This window comes from Janthinobacterium sp. SUN137 (genome assembly GCF_030587265.1).
Taxonomy (GTDB): domain Bacteria; phylum Pseudomonadota; class Gammaproteobacteria; order Burkholderiales; family Burkholderiaceae_D; genus Janthinobacterium; species Janthinobacterium kumbetense.
The window spans coordinates 670491-693065 of the sequence record NZ_JAPWHZ010000001.1 but is presented as its reverse complement, the minus strand read 5'-3'; the positions used below and the strand labels follow the sequence as shown (position 1 = coordinate 693065).

General features: G+C 65.5%; 27 protein-coding genes. 2 read left to right on the top strand and 25 right to left on the bottom strand.

Annotated features, from left to right (window positions below):
* Positions 1–128: 128 nt before the first annotated feature.
* Positions 129–641, top strand: coding sequence for a Rhs element Vgr protein (locus tag O3298_RS03170; protein WP_305058503.1), 513 nt, complete (start codon positions 129–131; stop codon positions 639–641).
* A 20-nt stretch (positions 642–661) separates the two neighbouring features.
* Here O3298_RS03170 and O3298_RS03165 read toward each other — a convergent pair whose 3' ends face one another.
* From O3298_RS03165 to O3298_RS03055, 23 genes are all read right to left on the bottom strand, one after another.
* Entirely contained in the window at positions 662–1684 is a 1023-nt protein-coding gene (locus tag O3298_RS03165; RefSeq protein WP_305058502.1) for a LytR C-terminal domain-containing protein, read from the bottom strand.
* A gap of 13 nt (positions 1685–1697) precedes the next feature.
* Positions 1698–2645, bottom strand: a complete 948-nt coding sequence (locus tag O3298_RS03160; protein ID WP_289911140.1) for a type II secretion system F family protein — start codon at positions 2643–2645, stop codon at positions 1698–1700.
* 19 nt (positions 2646–2664) lie between these two features.
* Complete coding sequence (locus O3298_RS03155; protein WP_289916782.1) at positions 2665–3639, bottom strand: type II secretion system F family protein; 975 nt, start codon at positions 3637–3639, stop codon at positions 2665–2667.
* 10 nt (positions 3640–3649) lie between these two features.
* Positions 3650–5017 (bottom strand): CpaF family protein, encoded by a 1368-nt coding sequence (locus O3298_RS03150; RefSeq protein WP_099379045.1) that lies wholly within the window; start codon positions 5015–5017, stop codon positions 3650–3652.
* A 26-nt stretch (positions 5018–5043) separates the two neighbouring features.
* Positions 5044–6195: an AAA family ATPase gene (locus tag O3298_RS03145; RefSeq protein ID WP_289911138.1), complete on the bottom strand. Its 1152-nt coding sequence runs from the start codon at positions 6193–6195 to the stop codon at positions 5044–5046.
* 22 nt (positions 6196–6217) lie between these two features.
* A complete protein-coding gene (locus O3298_RS03140) occupies positions 6218–6736 on the bottom strand; it encodes a TadE/TadG family type IV pilus assembly protein (protein WP_099666904.1) in 519 nt (172 codons plus the stop codon).
* A 10-nt stretch (positions 6737–6746) separates the two neighbouring features.
* On the bottom strand, positions 6747–7214 hold the full coding sequence (locus O3298_RS03135; protein ID WP_289903960.1) for a TadE/TadG family type IV pilus assembly protein: 468 nt from the start codon (positions 7212–7214) through the stop codon (positions 6747–6749).
* Between the two features lie 7 nt (positions 7215–7221).
* A complete protein-coding gene (locus tag O3298_RS03130) occupies positions 7222–8769 on the bottom strand; it encodes a TadE/TadG family type IV pilus assembly protein (protein WP_305058501.1) in 1548 nt (515 codons plus the stop codon).
* 46 nt (positions 8770–8815) lie between these two features.
* The gene (locus tag O3298_RS03125; protein WP_305058500.1) at positions 8816–9094 is read right to left on the bottom strand and encodes a hypothetical protein; all 279 of its coding nucleotides are present in this window, start codon (positions 9092–9094) and stop codon (positions 8816–8818) included.
* A gap of 9 nt (positions 9095–9103) precedes the next feature.
* Positions 9104–10690, bottom strand: coding sequence for a type II and III secretion system protein family protein (locus O3298_RS03120; protein ID WP_305058499.1), 1587 nt, complete (start codon positions 10688–10690; stop codon positions 9104–9106).
* A gap of 22 nt (positions 10691–10712) precedes the next feature.
* Complete coding sequence (gene cpaB / locus O3298_RS03115) at positions 10713–11561, bottom strand: Flp pilus assembly protein CpaB (protein ID WP_099666909.1); 849 nt, start codon at positions 11559–11561, stop codon at positions 10713–10715.
* Positions 11558–12904 (bottom strand): ATP-binding protein, encoded by a 1347-nt coding sequence (locus tag O3298_RS03110; RefSeq protein WP_180278711.1) that lies wholly within the window; start codon positions 12902–12904, stop codon positions 11558–11560. The genes cpaB and O3298_RS03110 overlap by 4 nt, the downstream gene beginning before the upstream one ends.
* 33 nt (positions 12905–12937) lie before the next feature.
* Entirely contained in the window at positions 12938–13558 is a 621-nt protein-coding gene (locus O3298_RS03105; RefSeq protein WP_289916776.1) for an isoprenylcysteine carboxylmethyltransferase family protein, read from the bottom strand.
* Positions 13559–13598: 40 nt separating this feature from the next.
* Positions 13599–14186, bottom strand: a complete 588-nt coding sequence (locus O3298_RS03100) for a prepilin peptidase (RefSeq protein WP_289916774.1) — start codon at positions 14184–14186, stop codon at positions 13599–13601.
* Positions 14183–15253 carry a phosphatase PAP2 family protein gene (locus tag O3298_RS03095; protein ID WP_305058498.1) on the bottom strand — a complete coding sequence of 357 codons (1071 nt, stop codon included), beginning with the start codon at positions 15251–15253 and terminating at the stop codon, positions 14183–14185. The genes O3298_RS03100 and O3298_RS03095 overlap by 4 nt, the downstream gene beginning before the upstream one ends.
* Positions 15250–15423: a Flp family type IVb pilin gene (locus O3298_RS03090; RefSeq protein ID WP_077407717.1), complete on the bottom strand. Its 174-nt coding sequence runs from the start codon at positions 15421–15423 to the stop codon at positions 15250–15252. The genes O3298_RS03095 and O3298_RS03090 overlap by 4 nt, the downstream gene beginning before the upstream one ends.
* Before the next feature lie 94 nt (positions 15424–15517).
* Entirely contained in the window at positions 15518–15700 is a 183-nt protein-coding gene (locus tag O3298_RS03085) for a Flp family type IVb pilin (RefSeq protein WP_035821247.1), read from the bottom strand.
* Between the two features lie 70 nt (positions 15701–15770).
* Positions 15771–15917, bottom strand: coding sequence for a hypothetical protein (locus O3298_RS03080; RefSeq protein ID WP_158300249.1), 147 nt, complete (start codon positions 15915–15917; stop codon positions 15771–15773).
* A 255-nt stretch (positions 15918–16172) separates the two neighbouring features.
* Positions 16173–16874, bottom strand: a complete 702-nt coding sequence (locus tag O3298_RS03075) for a response regulator transcription factor (protein WP_251350351.1) — start codon at positions 16872–16874, stop codon at positions 16173–16175.
* On the bottom strand, positions 16871–18538 hold the full coding sequence (locus O3298_RS03070) for a sensor histidine kinase (RefSeq protein ID WP_305058497.1): 1668 nt from the start codon (positions 18536–18538) through the stop codon (positions 16871–16873). The genes O3298_RS03075 and O3298_RS03070 overlap by 4 nt, the downstream gene beginning before the upstream one ends.
* 150 nt (positions 18539–18688) lie before the next feature.
* Complete coding sequence (locus O3298_RS03065; protein WP_289898622.1) at positions 18689–19660, bottom strand: sensor domain-containing diguanylate cyclase; 972 nt, start codon at positions 19658–19660, stop codon at positions 18689–18691.
* 5 nt (positions 19661–19665) lie between these two features.
* Positions 19666–20292 carry a chemotaxis protein CheC gene (locus O3298_RS03060; RefSeq protein WP_034786994.1) on the bottom strand — a complete coding sequence of 209 codons (627 nt, stop codon included), beginning with the start codon at positions 20290–20292 and terminating at the stop codon, positions 19666–19668.
* Positions 20293–20294: 2 nt separating this feature from the next.
* Positions 20295–20663 carry a response regulator gene (locus O3298_RS03055; protein WP_077407710.1) on the bottom strand — a complete coding sequence of 123 codons (369 nt, stop codon included), beginning with the start codon at positions 20661–20663 and terminating at the stop codon, positions 20295–20297.
* 206 nt (positions 20664–20869) lie between these two features.
* Between O3298_RS03055 and rpiA the strand changes: the two genes are divergently transcribed.
* Entirely contained in the window at positions 20870–21547 is a 678-nt protein-coding gene (gene rpiA, locus O3298_RS03050) for a ribose-5-phosphate isomerase RpiA (RefSeq protein ID WP_077407708.1), read from the top strand.
* Between the two features lie 32 nt (positions 21548–21579).
* Here the strand turns inward: rpiA and O3298_RS03045 are convergent, their stop codons facing one another.
* Positions 21580–22149, bottom strand: a complete 570-nt coding sequence (locus tag O3298_RS03045) for a DUF6622 family protein (RefSeq protein ID WP_369811506.1) — start codon at positions 22147–22149, stop codon at positions 21580–21582.
* A gap of 122 nt (positions 22150–22271) precedes the next feature.
* Positions 22272–22544, bottom strand: a complete 273-nt coding sequence (locus O3298_RS03040) for an oxidative damage protection protein (protein WP_034750797.1) — start codon at positions 22542–22544, stop codon at positions 22272–22274.
* Between the last annotated feature and the right edge of the window lie 31 nt (positions 22545–22575).

The window sequence follows — 22575 nt, the reverse complement described above, 5'->3', positions numbered from 1 at the left end:
CAGCACGGTTGCGCTTCTTGGCCACAAATCGCTGCCGCTCGCTACGCTTCTGTCAGGAACTTGACGCTTTGATAATGCGGCAGGCATGCATGCCTGCCGCGCTTTTTTCTCCTCTTCTTATGCGCGTCTTGCGCCGTCCCCTCACCATCGGCGAAACCGCCATGGCCCGCAGCGTCTTCCAGGGCGCCATCGACTACACGCGCGTGCGCGTCGTGCGCGGCTCCTTTCTACCATTTGGCTTGCAGGATCAGAACACGGCGATGACGCCGCGCGGCAGCCTGCACTTCATGCCGGCCCAGTACCGCGACGATTTTTCCCGCGAAGGCAATGGCGGCAAGCTGTTCTTCATCCACGAGATGGTGCATGTGTGGCAATACCAGCTCGGCTACAGCGTGCTGCTGCATGGCGTGTTGCTGGCGCTGTGCGGCGGCTACATCCGGCAGCGCGCCTACCGCTACGACGCGCAGGCGGGCGGCGTCCTGTCCGACTTCAACATGGAACAGCAGGGCGACCTCATCGCCCACTACTTCGGCGCGCGCCAGCTGGGCATCCCCACCTATGTGGCGAAGCTGCCGCAACTGCAGGAGATCCTGCAGGGCTTCCTGCTCGATCCCGCCAACCGCCGCCTGCTGCCACGCTGACGCCGCCGCTGATGCCACTGCTACGGTGCCGTGTTCGATGCCAGGCGCGCATCCGGCGCGCGCAGGCTGGCCGCCGCATCCTTGCCCAGCAATAAACGCAGGTCGGCGCCCGTGCCGATGCCGCTGTCATCAGACGCTTGCAGTTGCGGCATGCCGCCCAAGGCGAGGGCGAGGGTGGCGGCCGCCTGCGCATGGCCGGGCCGGTAGACGATGCTGCTGGCCTGGACGCCGTATGGCCGCTGGTTGCCCAGCCGCAGTACGCTGATGCCCATGCCACCCAGCATGCCGCGCATGCGCGCCGCCATCCCCGTTTCGCCATTGCCGTTGATGACTTCCAGCCGTGGCAGCGGCGCCGCCAGCGCCACCGTTTTTGCCGGAGCGGGCAAGGCGGCGCGCGCCGCCACGGGAGCATCGCGCCAGCTCAGCGCGAAGATATTCGGCTGCAATTGCGTCAGTTGCAGGCGGCTGGCAGGCGCCGCTGGCGCCAAGTCGGGCGCGAGGGACTGCGTGGCGGCATCGCCCGCATCGGCCACATCGACCGTGCCGATGCTGCGCGCCAGCGCCGCGATGGCCAGCTCCAGATTGGCGCGCGCCGGCTGCTGGCCGTTGTCGAGCTGCAGCGACTGGCGCAGCACGCTTGCCGCCTGCGCGTAGTCGCCCTGCAGATACAGCACGTAGCCGAGGTTGTTGTAGGTCCTGGCCGTCGGCGCCTCCTGTGCCAGCGCCTGCAGCATCGCGCGTGCCGTTTCCAGCTGGCCCAGCTGCGCGTGCAGCACGGCGGCGCCATTGCGGGCATCGGCCGAGTCGGGTGTCAGCAGCAGGGCTTCGCGGTACGCCGCCAGCGCCGCGCGCTGATCGCCCAGTTCCTGCTGGCGCTTGCCCAGCTTGCAGAACGCTGTGGTGCGGGTGGCGGCGCTGTCATCGATGCGCGCCTGGGGCGGCGCAGCGTGACTACCCTGGCTGGCCGGGCCGGGCAGGTGGCCGCAGGCGGGCAGCAGGCCGGCGCAGGCGAGCATGAGCATCAGGGTGGTGTGCTGTGACATGGCGGTTCTCCGGTCAGTTGCCGCTGCCCATGCTGGGCAGGAGCACGCGGTAAATTTGCAGGAAGGCTGGTCCCATCAGGACGACCAGCAGCGACGGGAAGATGAAAAAGATCAGCGGGAACAGCAGCTTGAGGGCGATCTTCGCCGCTTCTTCCTCGGCCATCTGGCGGCGCTTGGTGCGCAGCTGATCCGACTGCACGCGCAGCGAGGCGGCGATGCTGGTGCCGAAGCGCTCGGCCTGGATCAGCATGGCCACCAGCGCGTCGACATCCTCGACGCCCGTGCGCAGGGCCAGGTTGCGCAGCGCCCGCTCCTTGGTGTTGCCGGCGCGTAGTTCCAGCATCACCAGGTGGAGTTCCTCTGCCAGCACGGTGCTTTTCAGCGCGATTTCGGACGCTACCCTGGCCAGCGCCGCATCCATGGCCAGGCCCGCTTCCACGCACACCGTCATCAAGTCCAGCGCATCGGGAAAGCTTTCAAAGATATCGCGCTGGCGCCGCTTGATCATTTGCGCCAGGACAATATTGGGCAGGTAGTAGCCGATGGCGGCGACGATCAGCAGCCAGAACAGCAATGCCTTGCCCGCCATCTGGCTGCCTGAGGCGCTCAGTCCCAGGAACAGCAGCAGGGGCAGGCCGATGGCCAGCATGGTCTTGGCGGAAAAGAACAGGATGGGCGCCGACGCCTGGCGCAAGCCGGCATTCATGAAGCGCCGGCGCATCACGGAGCCTTCCCAGCCCTGGTCGGGAAGCGACAGTTTGGCCAGGGGACCGCTCAGGCGCACCATGCGCGCCAGCCAGGGGCTGGGTGCGGAGGCGCCAGGCGCCGCCGCGCTCTTGCCTGTGGCGTTGTCCATGCGCTGGCGCAAGGGATCGGGTGCAAAGCTGCGCATGGCCACCAGCACGGTGCCGAAGACGGCAATGAAAAGCAGGGCGAGGAAGGCGAAATGGACGGGGTTCATGAGGATTCTCCTTGCGGGCTCAGACACGGATGCGGATGATACTGCGCATGACCAGGACGCCGCACACCATCAGCAGCAGGGCGCCGACGAGCATCTTGCGTCCGCCCGGGTCGACGAACAGCATTTCCAGGAACTGCGGATTGGTGAGGTGGATCATGGCCGCCGCGCCGAACGGCAGCAGGGACAGGATCCAGGCCGACAGGCGGCCTTCGGCCGACAGCACGCGCACCTGTCCCAGCAGCTTGATGCGCTCGCGGATGATGCGGCTGATGCTGTCGAGCAGTTCGGCCAGGTTGCCGCCCGTTTCGCGTTGGATCAGCACGGCGATGACGAAGTAGCGCAAGTCCGTGCTGGGCACGCGCGTGGCCAGGTTCATCAGGGCATCCTGCATGGCGATGCCGAAATTGACTTCGTCGAAGGTGGCGCGAAATTCCACGGCCAGCGGCGCGTTCATTTCATCGCCGACCATTTTCAGGGCGGTGGGAAAGGCGTGGCCGGCGCGCAGGGCGCGCGCCATCAGGTCCAGCGCATCGGGCAATTGCTGCTCGATGCGCTGCAGGCGCTTGGCCTTGGCGCGCAAGACCACCAGCAGCGGCAGCAGGGCCGCGCCGGCCACCAGGGGCAGGCGCAGCAGCCACGGCACGGCGAAGTAGCTGAGCAGCAAAAACGCCGCGCTGGCCGAGGCCAGCATCACGCCGGCGAAGCTGGCCACGCTCCAGCTCAGGCCCGACTGTTCCAGCAGGCGGTCGAGCGCATGCACGCGGGGCACGCTGAGCAGCACGCGTTGCAGGGCCGGGGTGTCGCTCAGCAGGCGCTTCTTGATCATCGAACTGCCCGCGTCGCCATGCGCGCCGGCCGACATGATGCGCAGGCGGCGCGCGACCCGTTCCGCTTCCGGTCCGCGCGACGTGTTCCACGCCAGGTACAGTCCCTCGATCAGCAGCACCACGGCGATGAAGGTGAGGATGGCGAATACGTAATAGAGATAGTCCATGATGCTCCCCTTAATGGTACTGGCGGGCGGGATCGAACAGGGTTTCCGGCAGGCTGATGCCGAAGGCGCGCAGGCGTTCTAGGAAATGCGGCCGCACGCCGCTGGCATGGAAGTGCCCCTGCACCGTGCCGTCCTCGCCGATGCCTGTCTGGCGGAAGGTGAAGATTTCCTGCATGGTGATCATCTCGCCTTCCATGCCCGTGATCTCCTGGATCGAAATGATCTTGCGCTTGCCGTCCGTCAGGCGCGCCACCTGCACCACCACGCTGATGGCGGAACTGATCTGCTGGCGCATGGCTTTCACGGGCAGGCCCGCCGAGGCCATGCTGATCATGTTTTCCAGCCGCGTCAGCGCGTCGCGCGGGGTGTTGGCGTGGATGGTGGCCATCGAGCCTTCGTGGCCCGTGTTCATGGCGCCCAGCATGTCGAGCGCCTCGGCGCCGCGCACCTCGCCCAGGATGATGCGGTCGGGACGCATGCGCAGCGCGTTGCGCACCAGCGCCCGCTGCGTCACTTCGCCCTTGCCCTCGATGTTCGCGGGCCGCGTTTCCAGGCGCACCACGTGCGGCTGCTGCATCTGCAGTTCGGCCGCGTCCTCGATGGTGACAATGCGTTCGGCCGTGCTGATGAAGCCGGAAATCGCATTGAGCATGGTGGTCTTGCCGCTGCCCGTGCCGCCCGAGATCAGGATGTTGACCTTGGCCTTGCCCAGCGCCTGCAGGGTGGTGCTCATTTCCTCCGTCAGGCTGTGCTTGAGCATCAGGTCGGCCAGGCGCAGGGGCTGGGCCGAGAAGCGGCGGATCGACATCACGGGGCCGTCGATGGCCAGCGGCGGGATGATGGCGTTGACGCGCGAACCGTCGGGCAGGCGTGCATCGACCATGGGGCTCGATTCATCGATGCGGCGGCCCACGCGCGAGACGATCTTGTCGATGATTTTCATCAGGTGGGCGTCGTCGGTGAAGCAGACGTCGCTCAGCTCCAGGCGGCCATGGCGTTCGACATACACCTGGCGGTAGGTGTTGACGAGGATATCGGACACGCCGGGATCGGCCAGCAGCGGTTCGAGCGGGCCGAAGCCGAGCACCTCGTCCTGGATGTCGCGGATCAGCGAGCGCCGTTCCAGCTCGTTGATCACCACATTGTCTTCCGTGAGCACGTCGCTGACGAGGATTTTCAGTTCTTCGCGGATCTGTTCGCGCGACAGGCGCTGCATGCCCTCCAGGTCGACGCGGTCAAGCAGCGCCTGGTGGGTGCGGTGCTTGAGTTGCTGGTAGCTCTGGCTCGATGCGCCTTGGTGCGCGGCATCGTCATTCAGGCTGGCGTCATCCTGGGCATAGCCCAGTCGGTCCCGCAGGGTGAGTTTTTCGGCAGTCATGGTCGGTCTCCGGTAAATAGGGGGTATCAGGCGCGCGCCAGCAGCCGCGAAACCCAGCCTTGCGCGGCGGGCGGGGTCTCGCCGGCCAGGCTGGCGGCCAGTTCCTGCAGGGCGCGCGAGACGGGATTGTGCGACGCCAGCTTGAGGATGGGCACGCCCTGGCTGACGGAGGCCGCCACCGCCTCGTAGTGGTTGGGGATGGATTTGTAGACATGCTTGCCATACGCCGCTTCCAGGTCGGCCACGCGGATGTTGTCGCTGCTGGCATAGCGGTTCAGGATCAGGCGGATCTTGTCTTCGCGGTAGCCCAGGCCGCGGAACACGTCGAGCAGGCGCTTGCCGTCGCGCACATACGGCAGCGTTGCCTGCAGCACGGGGAAGATCAGGTCGGCCCGGTCCAGCGCGCGCACGCTGACGGGGTCGAGGCCGCGTCCCACGTCGAGCAGGATGTAGTCGTACTGGCTGCGCGCCAGGGTCAGCAGACGGTCGATATGGTCAGCTTCGACATCGGCCGCATGGGCGGGATCGTCGGCGGCTGCCAGCACGCTGTAGGCGGGCGTGATCTGGATCATGCTGGCGCTGAGCAGCGAAGCGTCGAGGCGCACGATCTGCTGCGACAGCTGCGACAGGGTGGTGGCCGGCTTGTGGTCCGAGACGAACAGGGCGGCGTCGCCGAACTGCAGGTTCAGGTCGAACAGCGCCACCTTGCGCTGTTCGCCGGCGGCCAGCGCGTAGCCGAGGTTGGCGGCGATGAAGGTGGCGCCGCTGCCGCCCTTGCACGAGACGAAGGCCAGTACCTGGCCCTTGCGCGTGACCTGTTTTTGCAGTTTTTCCTCGATGCGGCGCAAGGCGGCGCACAGGGCTGCGTCGTCGTCCGGTTGCAGCACTTCGCGTACGCCGGCGCGCATCGAGCGCAGCAGGAATTGCGGATTTTGCTGCGTACATTGCACGATGATGGCCAGGTTCGGATGGCGCCCGCCCAGCAGTTCCAGCTGTTCCAGCTCCGCCTCGCCCGTCTGCTCCTGCTCCAGCAGCAGCAAGTCCGGCGTGACGCCGTTGTCGAAGACATCCGGTATGCTCGCCAGCAGCGCGACGCGGTCGGCCGCGCTGCGTTCGCGCAGCAGGCGGGTGAGCCGCTTGAGCTGGGCTTCATTTTTCGAGACGATGACGATATTCACGTGGTACTCCTGGTAAAGGCGTTCAGTTGATCTGGAAGCCCAGGCTTTCGGCGTGCATGACCACCACCGAGGCGGGTACGGCGATATTGAGAAAACCGAACAGGCTGACCATTGGCGTATAGCTGACGTTGTCGATCGATACGCGCACGCTGTCGATGCAGCTGGCCGTGCGCGTGTTGTCGCCGCAGGCCGACAGGTTGTCGCCGGGATCGGTGGGCGGCGAGGTCACTTCGGCGCCGCTCTTGTTCAGGTAGCTGATGGTGATGTTGGCGGCCGTCAGTTCCGGGGCGGCCGGCAGGGCCGTGCCGCCGAACAGGGCCAGCGTCTTGACGGCGTCGGTCTGGTCGATCCAGCGCACCACCGCTTCGCGCGCGGCGCGGCGGCTCACTTCCTGCACCGTGTTGTACAGGTACAGCATGCGGCCAAATTCGAGGATGCCGAACAGCAGGGTGAAAAACAGCAGCGCCACCAGGGCGAATTCGACGGCGGCGGCGCCGTGCTGGCGGCCGGCCCGGGGTGCAAGCGGAAGGCGGTGGCGCATGGCGTTCTCCTTACAGCATGTAGCGCATGGTGGTGCGCGGCGACAGCGGCGTGGCATAGCTGCTGGCCGCGCCGATGACGAAGGGCAGGTACTGGCCCACCGACAGCGTGTAGTTGACGACTTCGACGCGGATGCCGCCCGGCGCCGTGCCATCGGTGCAGCTGCTGTCGTTGAAGCTCGCGTCCAGGCAGGTAACCGTTACGTTGGCCGTGGTGAAGCCGCTGATGCCGGCGCTGACGGCCGCATCGACCACCGTCTGCCTGGCCGCCGGCACGCCCTGCGAGGAGATGCTCGCCTTTGCCTTGACGGACATGTTGCGCGCCGCGTCGCGCGTGGCCTTGGTCAGCGCGTCGTAGTACCAGAAGGCGCGGCCGAAGCCGAAGATACCGGCCAGCAGGGTAACCAGCAGGGCCAGCACGATGCCGAATTCGACGGCGGCGCCGCCGCGCTGCCTGAGGGGGGGAAGGGGGATGCGCATGGCCGCCTCACTTGTAGAGTTTGATTTCGGAATTCGGCACGGGCTCGATCAGGCCCGCGAACTCGACGTCGAGGCGCGCGCCGCCGCTGAAATCGGCCTTCATCGTCATGAAGAATTTGCCGATGCCCACGGCATCCATGGAGCCGCACGAGGCCGGTCCCACGGGCGCCGTGCGGCAGTCGACCAGCACCACGTTGAGGATGCGCCGGTTGTTGCGGCCCGGATGGGCTGCCGAGGGCGCCTGGAACGTGGGGCCGCTGGTCTGGTTGTACGGCGAAGGCGGCGTACTGGCAGGAAAGCTTGCGCCGGGGCTGACGGGGTAGCTGGCCGTGTCGAAGTAGTTCGCCTTGGCCGTGCTGTACATGGGATTGGCGTTGGCGTCCGCGACGCTATAGGCCGTGCCGGCCTTGGCCGGGGTGGCGCCGTTGCTTTGGTAGGCGGGGCCGTAGGACCACAGCACGCCGTAGCCGGCGAACTGCGCCTGGGCCGCCGTCACGGGCGTCGTGAAGGCCGGCGGCAGGCGGTAGTTCGGCTTGTTGCCGGACAGGCTGACCGATTGCTGGCTGGGCAAGGTGCTGGCGCCCGGTTCCATCCAGCCGGTGGGCGGCGAGTTGGCGGCGCTGGCGACGCAGGGCGATCCGCCGCCCTTGCATGGATATTCCTTGATGTTGGTATCCGGCGGTGCCGTCGCGGGGTCGCACACGGAAGGCGAGGAATAATCGTCGAAGCGCGAATTGAGGGCGGCTGCGATCTTGCCGGCGCTCAAGCCTGTGTTCGTGTAGACCTTGCCCGAGCCGCTGCTGACGACGGCGCTGCTGCCCGTGCACATGAACGGCGCGGTGGAATTGGCGCTGGAATGCGAAGCGTCGCAGGCGCCAGGGGGCGCGTCGACGGGGTTGATCAGGTAGGGATCGGACGAGCCGCCCAGTGGATTGAGGCCGAACAGGTTGTAGGTGACGCCGCGGCGAAAGCCGAATTCCAGCAGTTCCGTCAGGCCCGTGCCGGCCGGTGCGGCCGGATACGTGTATTGCGCCGTCTTGTTGGCCGGATCGACGGCGCACACGCCGATCGGCGTGACGTCGTTGACGAAGCGGCCTGCCACCGCCACGCCCGAGGTGCTGGTGCTGGCGATGCCGGCGATGCCCATCAGGTAGGTGGCGAAGGTCTTGCTGCCCGTGTCGACGCGGATGAAGGTCTGGCCCTGGGGGCTGGTGCGGGCGCTGGCGCCGGACGACCATGGCCCGTCCGGGCTGGGGCCGAAGCTGATGTTGGCGGCCGTGATGGTCAGGGTGGTGGAAAAATCGTAGCGGTTCTTTTGCGCGATGGCGATGGCCTTCGTCTGCGCGTTGTCGATGCCGGCGGCGCTTTGATTGAGCTCCACGGCGCCTGCCAGCGCCGAGCTGTCGGCGCCGTTCTGCAGCTCCGTCTTGGCGATGTACAGGTGGCCCAGGTCCAGCACCAGGCCGCCCATGGCAAACAGTACCACCAGGGTGAGCCCCAGCACGATGGCGATCGCGCCCTGCTGCTTGTCGTGCCTGCGGAATGCGGTGTTCATGGCTGTCTCCTGGTGGCCTTGGGGAAGTGCATCGCGGGACTGGCGCCTACTGGCGTCCGCCCACGCCGATGGTGAAGACATTCGGTTGCGGGTCCGGCGCCGCAAACGATTTCTGGTAGCGCTGGTAGGCGCTGGCGCCGGCCTTGCCGTCGATGCCGCTGACGGGGTTGGTATTGCGGTAGGCGTCCGGATACATGATCTGCTGGGCCTTGAGCAGGGCTACCGATTCGCCGAAGTGCGAATCGAGCACGGGCGTGGTGGTGGCGGTGCAGCCGGCCAGCAGGCATACCAGGGCGGCGTAAGGCAGGCAATGAGCGGTTTTCATGGTGTTCTCCTATTTGAGGTCGAAGCCGGCGGCAGGCTGGGGCGCGGCCGCTTGCGGCTGCATGGGGGCTGCTGGCGCTGCGGGGGCGGGCGCAGGGGCGCTGCCTTCCATTTTTCCCTGCATGAACATGTCGCCGCGCGTCGGCTGGATGTAGCCGTCGGTGGGCAGCTTGTAGTCGGCCGGCAGCGGCTTGACCAGGTGCGGCGTGATGATGAAGACCAGTTCCGAACGGTCCGTCTGGAAGTCCGTGCTGCGGAACAGGGCACCCAGCACGGGCACTTCGCCCAGGCCCGGCAAGGCTTTGATATTGCTGGTCACGTTGTTCTTGATCAAGCCGCCGATGGCGAAGCTCTGGCCGTCGAACAGCTGCACCGTGGTGGTGGCGCGCCGCGTCGTAAACGAAGGCAGGACGGCGGTGGCCGAGATGCCGGTGGCGGTGATGCCGATGCCGTCCTTGTTCAGGTCCGACACTTCCGGCGCCACCTTCAGGTTGATGCGTCCCCCTTCGAGCACGGTGGGCGTGAATTTCACGGCCACGCCGAATTCCTTCTCTTCCAGCGTGATGGTGGGCACGCCGCCATTGTTGGTCTGGCTGACGGGGATGAAGATTTTGCCGCCGGCCAGGAAGCTCGCCTCCTGCCCGCTGATGGCCATGATGTTCGGTTCGGCCAGCACCTTGATCAGGCCATCGCGTTTTTGCGCGTCGAGGTTGAAGAAGTTGTTCTTGCTGGCGCCGCTCAAGCCGCTGGGATTGTTGCTGAGCAGGCTGGACAGCAGCGAATACGACCAGCTGCCGATGGTCTTGTTGATGCCCAGGCTGGCGCCCAGCTGGTCGACCAGCACCTTCGACACCTCGGCCACCTTCACTTCCAGCATTACCTGCTGCGGCGCGGCGATCGACAGCAGGTTGATCACGCGCGGCATGCCCGCATCGGGCGCAGGGGCTGGAGCGGCGGCGCCTGCGGCCGGCGCTGCGCCGGAGGTGGCGCCGCCGCTGCGGGTGCTGCGCTGCACATAGGCGTTGGCCAGCGACAGGGCCTGGTCGGCCTTGACGACATCGCTGACCATGCCCGACAGGATCAGCGTGTCGCCTGCCACCGTGACGTGGATCTTTTCGTTCGGCAGCAGCTCGGCCATGCGTGCCTGCAGGCTGCTGCTGTCGATGCCGACGGCCAGGTCGATGATGGTGGCGTCATTGCTCTTGTTCCACAGGATCAGGTTGGTGGTGCCGACGGAGCGTCCCAGCAGGTACACCTCGGTGGGGTTGAGCAGGATCACGTCGGCGATGCGCGGATCGCCGACGGACATGCGGCTGGCGGCGAACGGCAGGCGCACCAGGGTCGACTTGCCTTCGGCCAGGCTCATTTGCGGCGCCATCTCGGTGCGGCCGGTGCGCGATTCGCTTTGCGGCGGCGTGGACTTGGGACGGACGGCGGCCCGGCTGCTCCTGGCGGCGCCCGTTTCGGCAGCGACGGCGGTAGCGGCCGTGGCGGCGACTGGCTCGGCGTGCGCCCGGGGCGCCAGGGCGCCGATGGCGGCGATGGCAAGCGCCAGGCGCAGGCCCCGGATGCCGCTTGCTGTGCGATATGTACTCATGGCTAGGCTCCTCTGGTGCAGGTTAGAATTGTTGGGAGCTGCGTTCCAGCCCCTTGATGACATCGACGCGTGGACCGGCCTGTGGCGCAGCTGCTGCGGCAGGACGGCGGCGGGGGAGCGGCTTGGCTTGCACCATGGCGGCGGGGGCTGCCATGGCGACTTTTTCATCGAGCAAACTGGATTTGGTGGCGCCTTCCGTGTTGACGGGCTTGTCCTCGACCTGGTTGCGCAGCACCAGCGACAGGGTGCCCACGCTGCGCGCCAGGTCGAGTTTTTCCGCCTGCTCCGGCGTCAGCTCTAGGGTCACGGCGTTGACCACCTTGGGCTTGGTGTCGTCGCGGCTCGATTCCTGGGCGATGGCCAGCACGAGGATGCGTTCGAGCACGATCTTGGATATGTTCGGATCGCGGTCCGGTGTCTTGCGCGCCCCTTCGCCCTGGGTGTTGACGAGGATGTCGACGAAGTTGCCGGGCAGGGCGAAGCCGGCCACGCCCACCACATCGTTGACGCGCACGGTCATGGCGCGCTTGCCCTCGGCGACGACGGCCGACAGGCCGCCTTGCGTGCCGGGAGGCGCCAGCTTGCCTTCCATGATCGGTTCGCCGTGCTGGATGCTGGTGCGCGTGACGCGCGTTTCCAGCAGTTTCGGATCGTTGACGGCGCCCGGCGGCAGCGCGTTCGATGGCCAGTCCACCATGCGGACCATGTCGGGCGTGAGGCGCGCGCCCAGGCTGATGTCGACCTGGGCCACGGCCACCTTGTTGATGTTGCCCGAGGCTTGGGCATTGATCCAGCGCGCGGCCACGATGACCGCGGCGAACGCCAGGATGACCGCAATGGCCATCATCGTCAGAGCGCGTGCGTTTCTCATTTTGCTTCCCCTTTGTGCTGGACCGCTGCCGGTCCGTTATGTGTGCTTGCAAGGTCGTCATCGCTGCCGAAATAGTTTTTCCATGCCCACAGCAGCACTTCCGGATTCAGCTGCGCTGCGTGGTCTTCATAGCGCGCCTGGTCGCACACCTGCGCCAGGATGTCGCGCGGATAGCAGGCCAGCAAGGGCCGCTGGTACTGGCTGTGCAGGTGCAGCAGGTAGGTGTAGGAGGCTTCGTCGAAATTGATGCCCAGCTGGGCGCAGGTGCTGCGGAACACGGCCAGGTAGTGGTAGGCGCTCAGGGGGCCCACGTGGATCTTGTAGCCGATGCGGCGCAGGAAGGAGTCGTCGGCCAGGTGCTGCGGCGCCAGGTTCGACGAGAACACGACGATGACGTCGAAGGGCACGGGGAATTTGTAGCCCGTGTGCAGCGACAGGTAATCGATATGCCGCGCCATCGGCACGATCCAGCGGTTCATCAGCTCCACGGGCGAGCAGCGCTGGCGGCCCAGGTCGTCGATGATGAAGATGCCGTTATTGGCCTTCAGGTGCGGCGGCGCCTGGTACAGGCGGTTACCCTGGTCGAATTGCAGGTCCAGCATGTCGAGCGTCAGCTCGCCGCCCGTCAGCACGGCGGGACGCTCGGCGCGCACCCAGCGCGGGTCGGGCGGCACGGAGCCGCCGTGCGACAGGGTGTGCAGCATGGGGTCGAGGAAGGGCAGCACTTCGCCGTCGACCATCACGGCATGGGGCAGGGCGATGGCGCCGCTGAGCAGGCCGTTCAGACGCTCGGCCAGGTAGCTCTTGCCGCTGCCGGCGGGGCCGTGGAAGAACAGGGCGCGCCCGGAATTCATGGCCGCGCCCAGCTGGTCGAGCACGGCCGAACTGGCCACCACGTCGCGAAATTCGCGCTGCACGTCGTCGCGGGTGACCTGCATGTCCGCCACGCTTTGCGCCAGCACCTGGTTGCTGTAGTCGGCCAGGGTGACGGGGGCGGGACCGCTGTAGGCATTGCGGCGCATGTATTCGGCGGCGCGCAGGCGGCCCTGGTCGCCCAGCAGGTAATACAGGTCGGCGTCGGTGCCGCTGCCGCCGTTGCGGCGTGCCTCGCACAGCTTTTCGGCGCGCATGAAGGTCAGCAGCGGTTCGAGCACGCCGGCGCCCAGTTTCACGTGCGTCGACAGGGCGGGCAGGCCGATCTGGCCGCGCAGGAAGAGTATCTTGACCAGCAGTTCGACCAGGAACAGGAAGGGCAATCCCGTTTCCTCGACCGTGCGTGGCGCGCGCTTGGCCGCCGGCTCGATGCCGCCGCCGTCGCTGCGTTCTGGATAGGTGTCAGGCATGATAGGTACTCCTCTTGCTTGGGTGGCCGGTTATCAGAAAATGAAGGGCAGCAGGCGGTACTTCACCTGCCGCATGTAGACGCGGTAGCGCACGTCGGTGGACAGGAAGCGCTCTTCGCGCAGCAAACGCGCCACCAGCATCAGCATGGCCAGCACGTACACGACGCCGTTCATGGGCGAGGTATTGGCCAGCAGGTAGCCGCTCAGGGAAATCAGGTAGCTGGCATACAGCGGATGGCGCACCACGCGGTAGGCGCCGCCCGTCTTGATCTCCCGCTGCGCCGCCACCAGGCCGAAGCTGCGGTTCAGCGACAGCAGGCCGGCGATCTGCAGCAGGCTGCCGAGGGCCAGCAGGTAGCGCGCGCCGGGCCAGATGGCCATGTCGGCGGGCGAGAGCAGGAAGGGGGCGAAGGTGGCGCCGATGGCCAGCAGCCAGTCGCCCGCATCGGTGGAGACGCTGACGGGGGCCGAGCGCACGATGAAGAACAGGGCGGCGAGGGTTTCGGCGGCGCAGAACAGCAAATAGCTCCAGTCGCCGCCGTGCAGGTAGCCCACCACGTGGGCACTGGCGAAGAAAGTCCACAGGCAAGCCATGGCGATGCTGGTGAACAGGCTGGCGTGGCGCGAGTGGCAGAGGGTGGCGAGGGTGTGCATGGTCGGGTCCTGTGGTGGCTGGTCGTCGGAGCGGCGCGTTTCAGCGCAGGCTCCACAGATGGTGGTATTGCAGGAACACCTGCAGCGCGGTGCCGCTGGCAATGGCGAAGGCGTAGGCCAGCTTGCCGGTGGCTGGCGGCGGTTCGGCGATCGTGGCGGCGCCGCCGGCAAGGCTGTGCAGCAGCGCGCCCAGCATCATGTGATAGGTGTTGCGCAGCACCAGGCGCAGGCGGCGGCCTGCCAGCGCGGCGGCCAGGGCCAGCACGCCGCCGCACAGGAAGGTCAGCAGGGCCGCTTCCAGCACCGCATCGGGGCCGAGGAAGGCGCCGCACATGGCCATCAATTTGACGTCGCCGGCGCCGAGGGCGCGCAGCAGGTACATGGGCAGCAGCAGGGCCAGTCCGGCGCCGGCGCCGGCCAGCGCCTGCAGCAGGCCCAGGCCGCCGAAGGAGGCGTCGAACAGGCCGTCGCCGGATGGCACGAAGCTGTTCAGGATCAGCCCAGCCAGCGTACCCCACAGCACCAGCAGGTTGGGGATGCGGCGCGTGCGCAGGTCGTGCCACAGCGCGGCGGCGAGCAGGGTGGCCAGCACGGCCAGGCACAGCAGCATGGGCAGGCGGGCGCTCATGATGTCAGTCCTCCCTTGCTCAGACAGGGCGCCGTGGCCAGGTTCATGGCGGGGGCTGCGGCCTGGCTGCCCAGCATGCGTCCCACCAGGTGCCACACCAGCGCCGCGCCGGCCGCACCCACATAACCGTCGAGCGCATAGTGCCAGCCCAGGTGGATGGAGCCGAGCAGGATCAGCACGGCGAAGGCGGACAGGGCGAGCCCGGCGGCGCGGCTCACTTTCCAGCCCATGATCGCCATCAGCACGGCCGTGGCCACATGCATGCTGGGCATGGCGGAGATGCCCAGTTCGCCGTTCGTGCCCTTGCTTTGATAGCCTTGCCACAGCATGTCCTGCACTTGCAGGGCCCACACGGGGACGTGCTGGTTGGCGTCATGCAGGTAGGCCATCAGCGGCGCATACGGGTCGCTGGTGTGCAGGTGGCCGTAGTAGCAGGGGCCGACCGAGGCAAACAGCACGGCCAGGATGCTGCCCAGGGCGATCCAGGTCAGCGCAAAGCTGAGCAGGAACTGCATGCGCAGCAGCGGCCGGCGGGTATCGAGGATGAGCCAGTACAGGATGGCGTAGAACAGGAAGAACCAGAAGTGGTAACTGAAGTTGAGCAGGCCCGTGATGAGCGGGTGGCCCAGCAGCGGCTGCAGCCTTTCCCATGGGGCCTTGCCGCCATGCAGCGCCATGTCCCAGGCGGACAGGCTGGCATCCCAGGTGTACGGATGCAGGCGGGGGATGGCGGCCTTGAAGACGGTGAAGCTGGAGGCGAATATGGGGATCAGCAGCATGGCCGGCAGCGCGTGCAGCAGGCGCTCGTTGCTCAGGTAGCGGCGCAGATCGTGGTACAGATAGTGGCACAGGCGGTGCGGGCGTTTCACCACCATGACATGGATGGTGTAGCCGCACAGGATGAAGACGGGGCCCGTGAGGATGGCCACGAGGAAGCCGGCCAGTACGTTGAGGGTGTCCGAGGCGCTGGGCAGGCCGCCGGCCAGCAGTGCGGCGGCGGCGGCATACAGCAGCACGATCAGCAGCAGGGCGCGGTGGGTGCGCAGCGAGGCGCGCAGGGTATTCATGACAGGGCCAGGACCACTTGGTCCTTGACGTAGACAAACAGCAGCTTGACCTGGTCACCGAGCAGGGTGATCGTGATCACCAGCACTGCCGCGATCAGGCCCGCCAGCAGCGCGTACTCGATCGCCGTGACGGCGGACTCGTCGGATAAACGGCTGAAGAGAGTTTTCACGATGGGCCTCTGATAGGTGAGCAGGGGGAAACTTGCCTGTGGCATTGACCTGGCGGTAACCGGACTGGCGACGTGCCAGCCCGGAGTACCGTGTTCAGGCGGCAGCGGTATTGGCGGAGGTGAGCTTGGTGCCGATGGTGCTGAACGTTTTTTTCAGCTGCGTGCCGACGATGGTGACGGCAGCGATGATCACTACGGCAATCAGGGCAGCGATCAGGCCATACTCGATTGCGGTGACGCCATCTTCTTCGCGGATAAAGTTTTTGATGAGGTTCATGACAACTCCTGGTGGTGGTTAAAGTACAGCGGTGGGTAAAACGGCATGGCAGCGTTGCTTCCTGGCGCACTCATGGACTTTCGCCCAGTGCCAGCAGTCCGATGATGCAGACCACCGCCATGAGGGCCGCCACAAGTGCATAGCGGTAGAACGCAGCCTTTTCCTTGCCCTGTAAATAGGTGATCAGGGCTGTCGGAAGAAACTTGTCAAAGCGCATGCTGTGCTCCGTGTTGTGGTGGGCCGCGCGGTGATTTGCACTCCGGTAAATCCACTATAGAAGTCGGCACCTTGATCTACATCAGAAGAACATCCTTTTATTGCGAGGAGGAACTGCTTGTTTTTTCCGTGACAATTGTCATGGTCGAGTTTGGCGTGCAGGGGCGAAGGGAGGCCATGCCGGTGGCTGGCGCAGGGAGGTGGCGGGGAAGGGCGTGCGCGGCCGTGCAGTGGCCGGGCAGGGGGAGCGGCGGCGTCAGGCGCCGGGCGGCAATTGGCCCAGCTGGTGCTTGGTGGCGTAGGCGTACAGTTCCAGGCGGTTGTACACGCCCAGCTTGCGGTAGATCGACGTCAGGTGATTGCGCAAGGTGTGTTCGGAGATGAACAGCTGGTCCGCCAGCAGCTTGGCCGGCGTGCCGCTGCCGTGCACCAGCGCGGCGATGATCTTTCTTTCCTTGAGGGTCAGGCTGGCGACGGCGATGGCTTGCGCCGACCCGCCGCCGGGCTGGGTCAGCTGCGTGAGCATGCGTCCCAGCATCGCGTGTTCCAGCCACAGTTCGCCCTGGTACACCTTTTCGATGGCTTTCAAGACCATTTCCGCCGGCGCGTCCTTGCTGACGATGCCGCGCGCGCCTTTCAGTACCGTCTGGTCCAGGATGGCCTGGTCGTGGCTGGCCGTCAGCACCAGCACGCGCGTGCTGCCGCACTGCGCCAGCGCGGGCAGGATGGCCAGCGAGCTGATGCCGCCCAGGTCCAGGTCCAGCACGATCACATCCGGTTGCAGCGCCTTCGCCTGTTCCAGCGCCTCGGCGCTGTCGGACGCCGTGGCGACCACGCGCATGCCCGAGTGCTCGCCGCCGATCAGCCGCTCCAGGCCCCACAGCATGGTCTTGTGATCGTCCACCAGCATGACGCTGATGACATGGCCGGCCGGAGGGATGTGGCGTAAGTCATTCATATGGGGATCTCGATCTGCACGGAGGTGTTGCCCAGCATGCCATGCGTGACGCGGGCGGTACCGCCCAGGGCGGCGGCGCGCTCGGCCAGCGAGTCGGGCAGGAAGTCGGGGACGTGCGCGGCGGCGCATTCGTTGTCGATGCTGATGTGCAGCGCGCCCTGCACGCAGGTCAGCTTGACGGCGCCGTGGCGCGCCGACGTATGCTTGCGGATATTGCTCATGCCTTCGTTGACGATCTGGAACACTTCGGCCGCCAGGCGGTCGTTGATGTGCAGGTCGCCTTCGATATGCAGGGCGATGTCGATGCCATAGAATTCGCGGATCTGCGTGGCCTGGCGGCGCAGCGCGACCAGCAGTTCCGGCTCGCTTTGCACTTGCCCATTCTTGAACGTGCGCGCGTAGCTGCGCAGGTCGGTGATCACCTGGCCCGACATGATGATCAGCTTTTCCAGCTCGGGCAGCAGCGGGTTGCCCGGCGTGGCTTCGTTGCGCAGGGCGGCCAGGGCATGGCGCAAGCCGATATACGGCTGCACGGCCGTGTCATGCAAGTCGCGCGCGATCTTTTCGCGCTCGCGCGAGGCCGCCTGCGATGCCAGACGGTCGAGCAGATCGATGTTTTCAATGACGGGGAACGCTTGCGCGCCGATATGGCTGAGAAACAGGGCGTCCGTCTTGCTCATGCTGGTGGCGGACACGATGAAGATGCGGCCCTTGCCGTTGCGCAAGGGCAGCGGCGCGCTGATGAAGGCGTGCGCTTCGAGCAGTTCGGCCAGGCGGCCGCCTGCCGCGTCGTCGTGCCGCAGCCAGCGCCCGCTGTCGGGCTCGAGCATGCGCGCGCCGCCTGACCATGGCAGCCAGCGGCCGGCGGGCTGGTTGTACAGGGCGATCTTGTCGTACGGGAAAGCGAGCAGGGGACTGGCCGCATCGTCGCTGAGGATCGAACTCGTATGCACGACGCCCGTGCCCGTATGAATCACGCTGCGCAGCGACCAGACCCGCGTGCCCTTGTCCTGCATGATCAGCAGGCAACTGCGGCCGTTGAAATAACTGCGGGTTTTTTCCAGCACCGAGGTGATGGTCTGGTCGACGCCGAAGCGCGGATTGGACAGCTGGCTGACATCGCGCAGCAGCGCCAGGTGGCTGCGCTGGGTGATGGCCGAGCCGCCCCAGTAGGCGATCATGTAGCCGAGCGCCAGCAGGAAGGTGGTGCGCAATAGCAGGCGCGACAGTTCCGCATCCGTTTCGCCGAACAGGGCGGTGGCGGCAAACAGGCCGGCTGAGGCCAGGGTGACGCGCGCGCCTTCTTCGAAGCCCCGCTGGAACGACGAGGTCAGGATGGCAAAGAAAAAGAACAGGAAGAATAAATTGTTGTGGCTGCTGGTGGAAAACACGATCAGCGCATACCAGGCCACGTCCAGCCAGTACAGCAAGATATCCTGCGGCAGGCTGAGGCCCAGCAGGGTCAGCAAATAGAGCAGCAGGCTGTGCATGGTGTAGGCGGAAAAGATCAGCCAGGTGATCTTGCTCAGCTTGCCGGCGCTTTCGGGGTCGATGAACAGGGTCAGCAAGGTGGCGCTCGACAGCAGCAGGCGCATGCCGTTCACCATGGTCGTATCCATGCCGGCACCCGGCAAGCCGGATATGAGGGGAGGATCGAGATTCACAAGCGCTCCTGGCCATGTCCCGCATGGGTGGGCCATGCGCAGGGATAGATACCACAGATAAATTCTTGTTATTGTTGCTGCAATCAGTGACGAGTCTACGCACACGCCGTAAAGATGTCTACTGGAATCATTTGCTCTGCGTTGCTTTTTTTATAGCGGCTGCGCCATCACGCGGTTGCGCCCGGCGCCCTTGGCCTGGTACAAGGCGCGGTCGGCGGCGCCGATCAGGGCGGAGATGGCCAGCGGCTGCTGCGGGTACTGCGTGGCGATGCCGATGCTGACCGTGATGTGCTTGACTTCATTGCCCGTCTTGGCATGCGGAATGCGCAGGTCGGCCGCATGCTGGCGGATCGCCTCGGCCATGCGCAGCGCCTGCGCCGCGTCCGTATCGGGCAGGATGGCGGCAAATTCTTCGCCGCCATAGCGGGCCAGCAAGTCGGTGGGGCGCTGCAGCATGGCGGCCAGCTCGGCTGCCACGCGGATCAGGCAATCATCGCCCTGCTGGTGGCCGTAATGGTCGTTGTAATCCTTGAAATGGTCGATGTCGATCATCAGCAGCGACAGCGGGCTGCTGGTGCGCATGGCGCGCCGCACTTCCTTCTCTATCGCCACGTCGAAGTGGCGGCGGTTGGCGATGCCCGTCAAGCCGTCGGAAAAGGTTTGCGAGCGCAAGACCATGGTCTGTTCGCGCAGCAGCTTTTCGCGTCCCACGGCGATGGTGACGTCATTGATCTGGATCAGGCAGTGGCGCGGCGAATCGGGTAAATTGATCGGTGTGACGGCGATGGCTTGCTGCATGCGTTCCTCGGCGTCGTTGCCGCCCGTGGCCGCGCCATGCGTGTACAGCGCAAACGGCGCCTTGTGCAGGGTTTGCGACAGCAGCGACTGGAAATTGTCGCGCAGGGCCTGGGTGATGGCCGAATCGATGCGCTTGTGCCGCATTTCCGGGAAGACGGCGAAGAAATCCTGGCCCAGCACGGCGTCGGCCTGGCGGGCCGAGTGGCGCGCCATCCAGCTGTTCCACAGCACGATGCGGTGCTGTTCATCGAGCACGATGGCGCCCAGGTTCACGGCGCCGAGTATGCTCTCGAGCAGGGCGAGTCGATGCAATGCATCCGGCATGATCGTCACGCCTGTCCCAGGACCTTGGCCAGGTAGCGGCTGACCTGCTGTTTCAGGTCGTGCAGGGCGGACAGGTCGAGCACGAAGGCCACATAGCCATGGATCTGGTGCTTGGACAGCACGAAGTCGATATGCAGCATCAGCACGACGGCTTCGTCATCCTGGCCGCCGAACGAGGACAGGATTTCCGCGCTGGTGCCCACGTGGTACAGGGGCAGCGAGCCATGCAGTTCGCTGTCGAACAGGTTGGCCAGGGTTCCGACGCAGGAGTTGAGGATGATGTTGCCGATCTCGCTCATCGCCTCCTGTTCCATCTCCGTCAGTTCCTGCAGCGGCATGGCGTCGCCCACCATCAGGCGCACGATTTCCAGGCTCTTGTCCTCGGGAAACATCAGGATGGCTTCGGTGGCGAAAGCGCCATCGTAATGCTGGCTGACGCCGCAGATGCGTTCGCCATCCTTCTTGCTGCCCAGCAAGGCGGCCGCGTCGGCACGGTTCAGGAAGGTGATCGACGGCACCGACATGGTGACTTCTTCATTCACGATCTCGCTCATGGCCGCCGCCGCATGGCCCACCCCGATGTTGAATATCTCTACCAGGGCATCATTCTCGAGTTCGGAAAGATTGACCATGCTCACAGTCCCAGTGATTCGATCAGCTGGTGGATGCGCGTTTCCGTGATCGGTTTTTCCATGAAGCCGACGCCCAGTTCGCTGGCGCGGTTGCGGGTGGCGTTCTGCACATTGGCCGTGACGAGAATGATGTGCGTCTGCGGACACAGCGCGCGCAATTGTTCCGCCGCCGCGATGCCGCCCATGCCGGGCATGTTGACATCCAGTAGTATCAGCACAGGGGTGGCGGTCTTGACTTTCTCCAGGGCTTCCTCACCCGTCGCCGCCTCAATCACTTGCCAGTCGGCATGTTTGCTGAGGATGAACTGATGCGACATCAAACGTGAAACCCGGCTGTCATCGACAACAAGTACCTGTTTACTGTGATTCATGTGCTATTCCTGAAACGTCATATCGGTCAATCGTGCCATTTTCGCATATTTTAAAGGGCATAGAGTGTAAATGGACGCGCAATTGCCTTATGGCAAGGTTTTCGCGCTTGCCTGTTGTATCGCGGCGCCTTGTCGGTCATGATGGCCGGCTGGCCGGGCTGGCAATCCGTTAAAATAGCGCCATTCCTCACTTTAGCCTGAATGCCATGACCCAAGACGAATTGAAGCAAGCCGTAGCCCGCGCCGCCATCGACTACGTAGTAAAAGGTGAAATCATCGGCGTCGGCACCGGTTCCACCGCCAATTTCTTCATCGATGAACTGGCCAAGATCAAGGACAGCATCAAGGGCACGGTCGCGTCGTCCGAAGCGACGGCCGCGCGCCTGGCCGGCCATGGCATTCCCGTCTTCGACTTGAACGATGTCGAGTCGATCGCCGTCTACATCGACGGCGCCGATGAAATCACGGCCAGCGGCGCCATGATCAAGGGCGGCGGCGCGGCATTGACGCGTGAAAAGATCGTTGCTTCCGTATCCAAACAGTTCGTCTGCATCGCCGACGGCTCCAAGCTGGTGGAAACCCTGGGCGCCTTCCCGCTGCCGGTGGAAGTGGTGCCGATGGCGCGCGCCGCCGTGTCGCGCCAGCTGGCCGCGCTGGGCGGCACGCCCCGCCTGCGCCTGAAGGCAGGCACCACCGAAGCGTTCATTACGGATAACGGCGGCGAGATCATCGACGTGCTGGGCTTGAAAATTGCCGACCCGGTGGCGCTGGAACAGCAGATCAACCAGATCGTCGGCGTCATCGCCGTCGGCCTGTTCGCCGTGCGCGGCGCCAACGTTTGCCTGCTGGGCATGCCGGAAGGCGTGCGTACCCTGGCGTACTAAGATGATAGCCGGCGTTCGCCGGCATAGATGTGTTAAACGGCGGCCCCTTGCGGGCCGCTTGTCATGTGTGCCTGGCGGTACACGGCCACGGTGCGCAGCAAGCCGCCGAGGAAGATGCCGCTGAAGCAGCCATAGGCGAGGCAGACAGGTACGATGAAGCTGGTCGCATGGGCATAGGCCGGGGCGACGGCCAGGGTCACGGCGACCGCATATTTCATGCAGAAAATGCTCATCATCAAGATCATGGGTACCCAGCTGCCGGGGCGCTGCACGCTGGCCCGCTGGGGAATGGCCACGATGGTGTCTGTCTTGGTCAGCGACCATGCCAGCGCCGCGCCGGCCAGGGCGCCGGCGACCCAGGCGAACGGCGCCACGCCGGCCAAGCCGAAACTGCCATGCACGCCGCTCAGCGACAGGGCCAGCATGACGAGCGGAATGATGCACAGCTTGCGCAAGGTCACTTCGCGGGCGCGGCTGGCCAGCACGCCGCGGTAGACGAGAAAGCCCAGGATGGCCCAGACGTAGAGGGGAGTGTGGCTGAAGATTTGCTGCAACATGGTGTCCGCCTTGGTGTGAGGTTGTCGATGGACGTACTGTGCCAGCCGGCGGCGTGGGCGGCGAGCGGCTTGCGACGAAACGGGGAGGTGGTGCCGTGAAACGGCGGGGAACGGCGTGAAACGAAGGTGAAACTGCCCGTGACGTGGTCACGGGCAAGCGATACAGCTTATTCCGTAGGTGGAACGTAACCCATGGCCGCATCGGCGCCATCGCCGAAGAAATGCTTTTCCATCTGCGTGGCCAGGTATTTGCGGGCGCGCGCGTCGGCCAGGTTCAGGCGGTTTTCATTGACCAGCATGGTCTGGTGCTTGAGCCAGGCAGCCCACGCTTCCTTCGACACGGATTCGTAAATCTTCTTGCCCAGTTCGCCCGGGTACGGCGGGAAATCCAGTCCTTCGGCTTCCTTGTTGAGTTTGATGCAGTGGATCGTGCGGGCCATCTGTGCTCCTGAATCAGTGTAGAGATAAAGC

Bases quoted from the DNA above. Each gene is read 5' to 3' on its own strand.
- O3298_RS03165 (WP_305058502.1), bottom strand. From the start codon at position 1,684: ATGTCACAGCACACCACCCTGATGCTCATGCTCGCCTGCGCCGGCCTG.
- O3298_RS03160 (WP_289911140.1), bottom strand. From the start codon at position 2,645: ATGAACCCCGTCCATTTCGCCTTCCTCGCCCTGCTTTTCATTGCCGTC.
- O3298_RS03155 (WP_289916782.1), bottom strand. From the start codon at position 3,639: ATGGACTATCTCTATTACGTATTCGCCATCCTCACCTTCATCGCCGTG.
- O3298_RS03150 (WP_099379045.1), bottom strand. From the start codon at position 5,017: ATGACTGCCGAAAAACTCACCCTGCGGGACCGACTGGGCTATGCCCAG.
- O3298_RS03140 (WP_099666904.1), bottom strand. From the start codon at position 6,736: ATGCGCCACCGCCTTCCGCTTGCACCCCGGGCCGGCCGCCAGCACGGC.
- O3298_RS03135 (WP_289903960.1), bottom strand. From the start codon at position 7,214: ATGCGCATCCCCCTTCCCCCCCTCAGGCAGCGCGGCGGCGCCGCCGTC.
- O3298_RS03130 (WP_305058501.1), bottom strand. From the start codon at position 8,769: ATGAACACCGCATTCCGCAGGCACGACAAGCAGCAGGGCGCGATCGCC.
- O3298_RS03125 (WP_305058500.1), bottom strand. From the start codon at position 9,094: ATGAAAACCGCTCATTGCCTGCCTTACGCCGCCCTGGTATGCCTGCTG.
- O3298_RS03120 (WP_305058499.1), bottom strand. From the start codon at position 10,690: ATGAGTACATATCGCACAGCAAGCGGCATCCGGGGCCTGCGCCTGGCG.
- cpaB (WP_099666909.1), bottom strand. From the start codon at position 11,561: ATGAGAAACGCACGCGCTCTGACGATGATGGCCATTGCGGTCATCCTG.
- O3298_RS03110 (WP_180278711.1), bottom strand. From the start codon at position 12,904: ATGCCTGACACCTATCCAGAACGCAGCGACGGCGGCGGCATCGAGCCG.
- O3298_RS03105 (WP_289916776.1), bottom strand. From the start codon at position 13,558: ATGCACACCCTCGCCACCCTCTGCCACTCGCGCCACGCCAGCCTGTTC.
- O3298_RS03100 (WP_289916774.1), bottom strand. From the start codon at position 14,186: ATGAGCGCCCGCCTGCCCATGCTGCTGTGCCTGGCCGTGCTGGCCACC.
- O3298_RS03095 (WP_305058498.1), bottom strand. From the start codon at position 15,253: ATGAATACCCTGCGCGCCTCGCTGCGCACCCACCGCGCCCTGCTGCTG.
- O3298_RS03085 (WP_035821247.1), bottom strand. From the start codon at position 15,700: ATGAACCTCATCAAAAACTTTATCCGCGAAGAAGATGGCGTCACCGCA.
- O3298_RS03080 (WP_158300249.1), bottom strand. From the start codon at position 15,917: ATGCGCTTTGACAAGTTTCTTCCGACAGCCCTGATCACCTATTTACAG.
- O3298_RS03075 (WP_251350351.1), bottom strand. From the start codon at position 16,874: ATGAATGACTTACGCCACATCCCTCCGGCCGGCCATGTCATCAGCGTC.
- O3298_RS03065 (WP_289898622.1), bottom strand. From the start codon at position 19,660: ATGCCGGATGCATTGCATCGACTCGCCCTGCTCGAGAGCATACTCGGC.
- O3298_RS03060 (WP_034786994.1), bottom strand. From the start codon at position 20,292: ATGGTCAATCTTTCCGAACTCGAGAATGATGCCCTGGTAGAGATATTC.
- O3298_RS03055 (WP_077407710.1), bottom strand. From the start codon at position 20,663: ATGAATCACAGTAAACAGGTACTTGTTGTCGATGACAGCCGGGTTTCA.
- rpiA (WP_077407708.1), top strand. From the start codon at position 20,870: ATGACCCAAGACGAATTGAAGCAAGCCGTAGCCCGCGCCGCCATCGAC.
- O3298_RS03040 (WP_034750797.1), bottom strand. From the start codon at position 22,544: ATGGCCCGCACGATCCACTGCATCAAACTCAACAAGGAAGCCGAAGGA.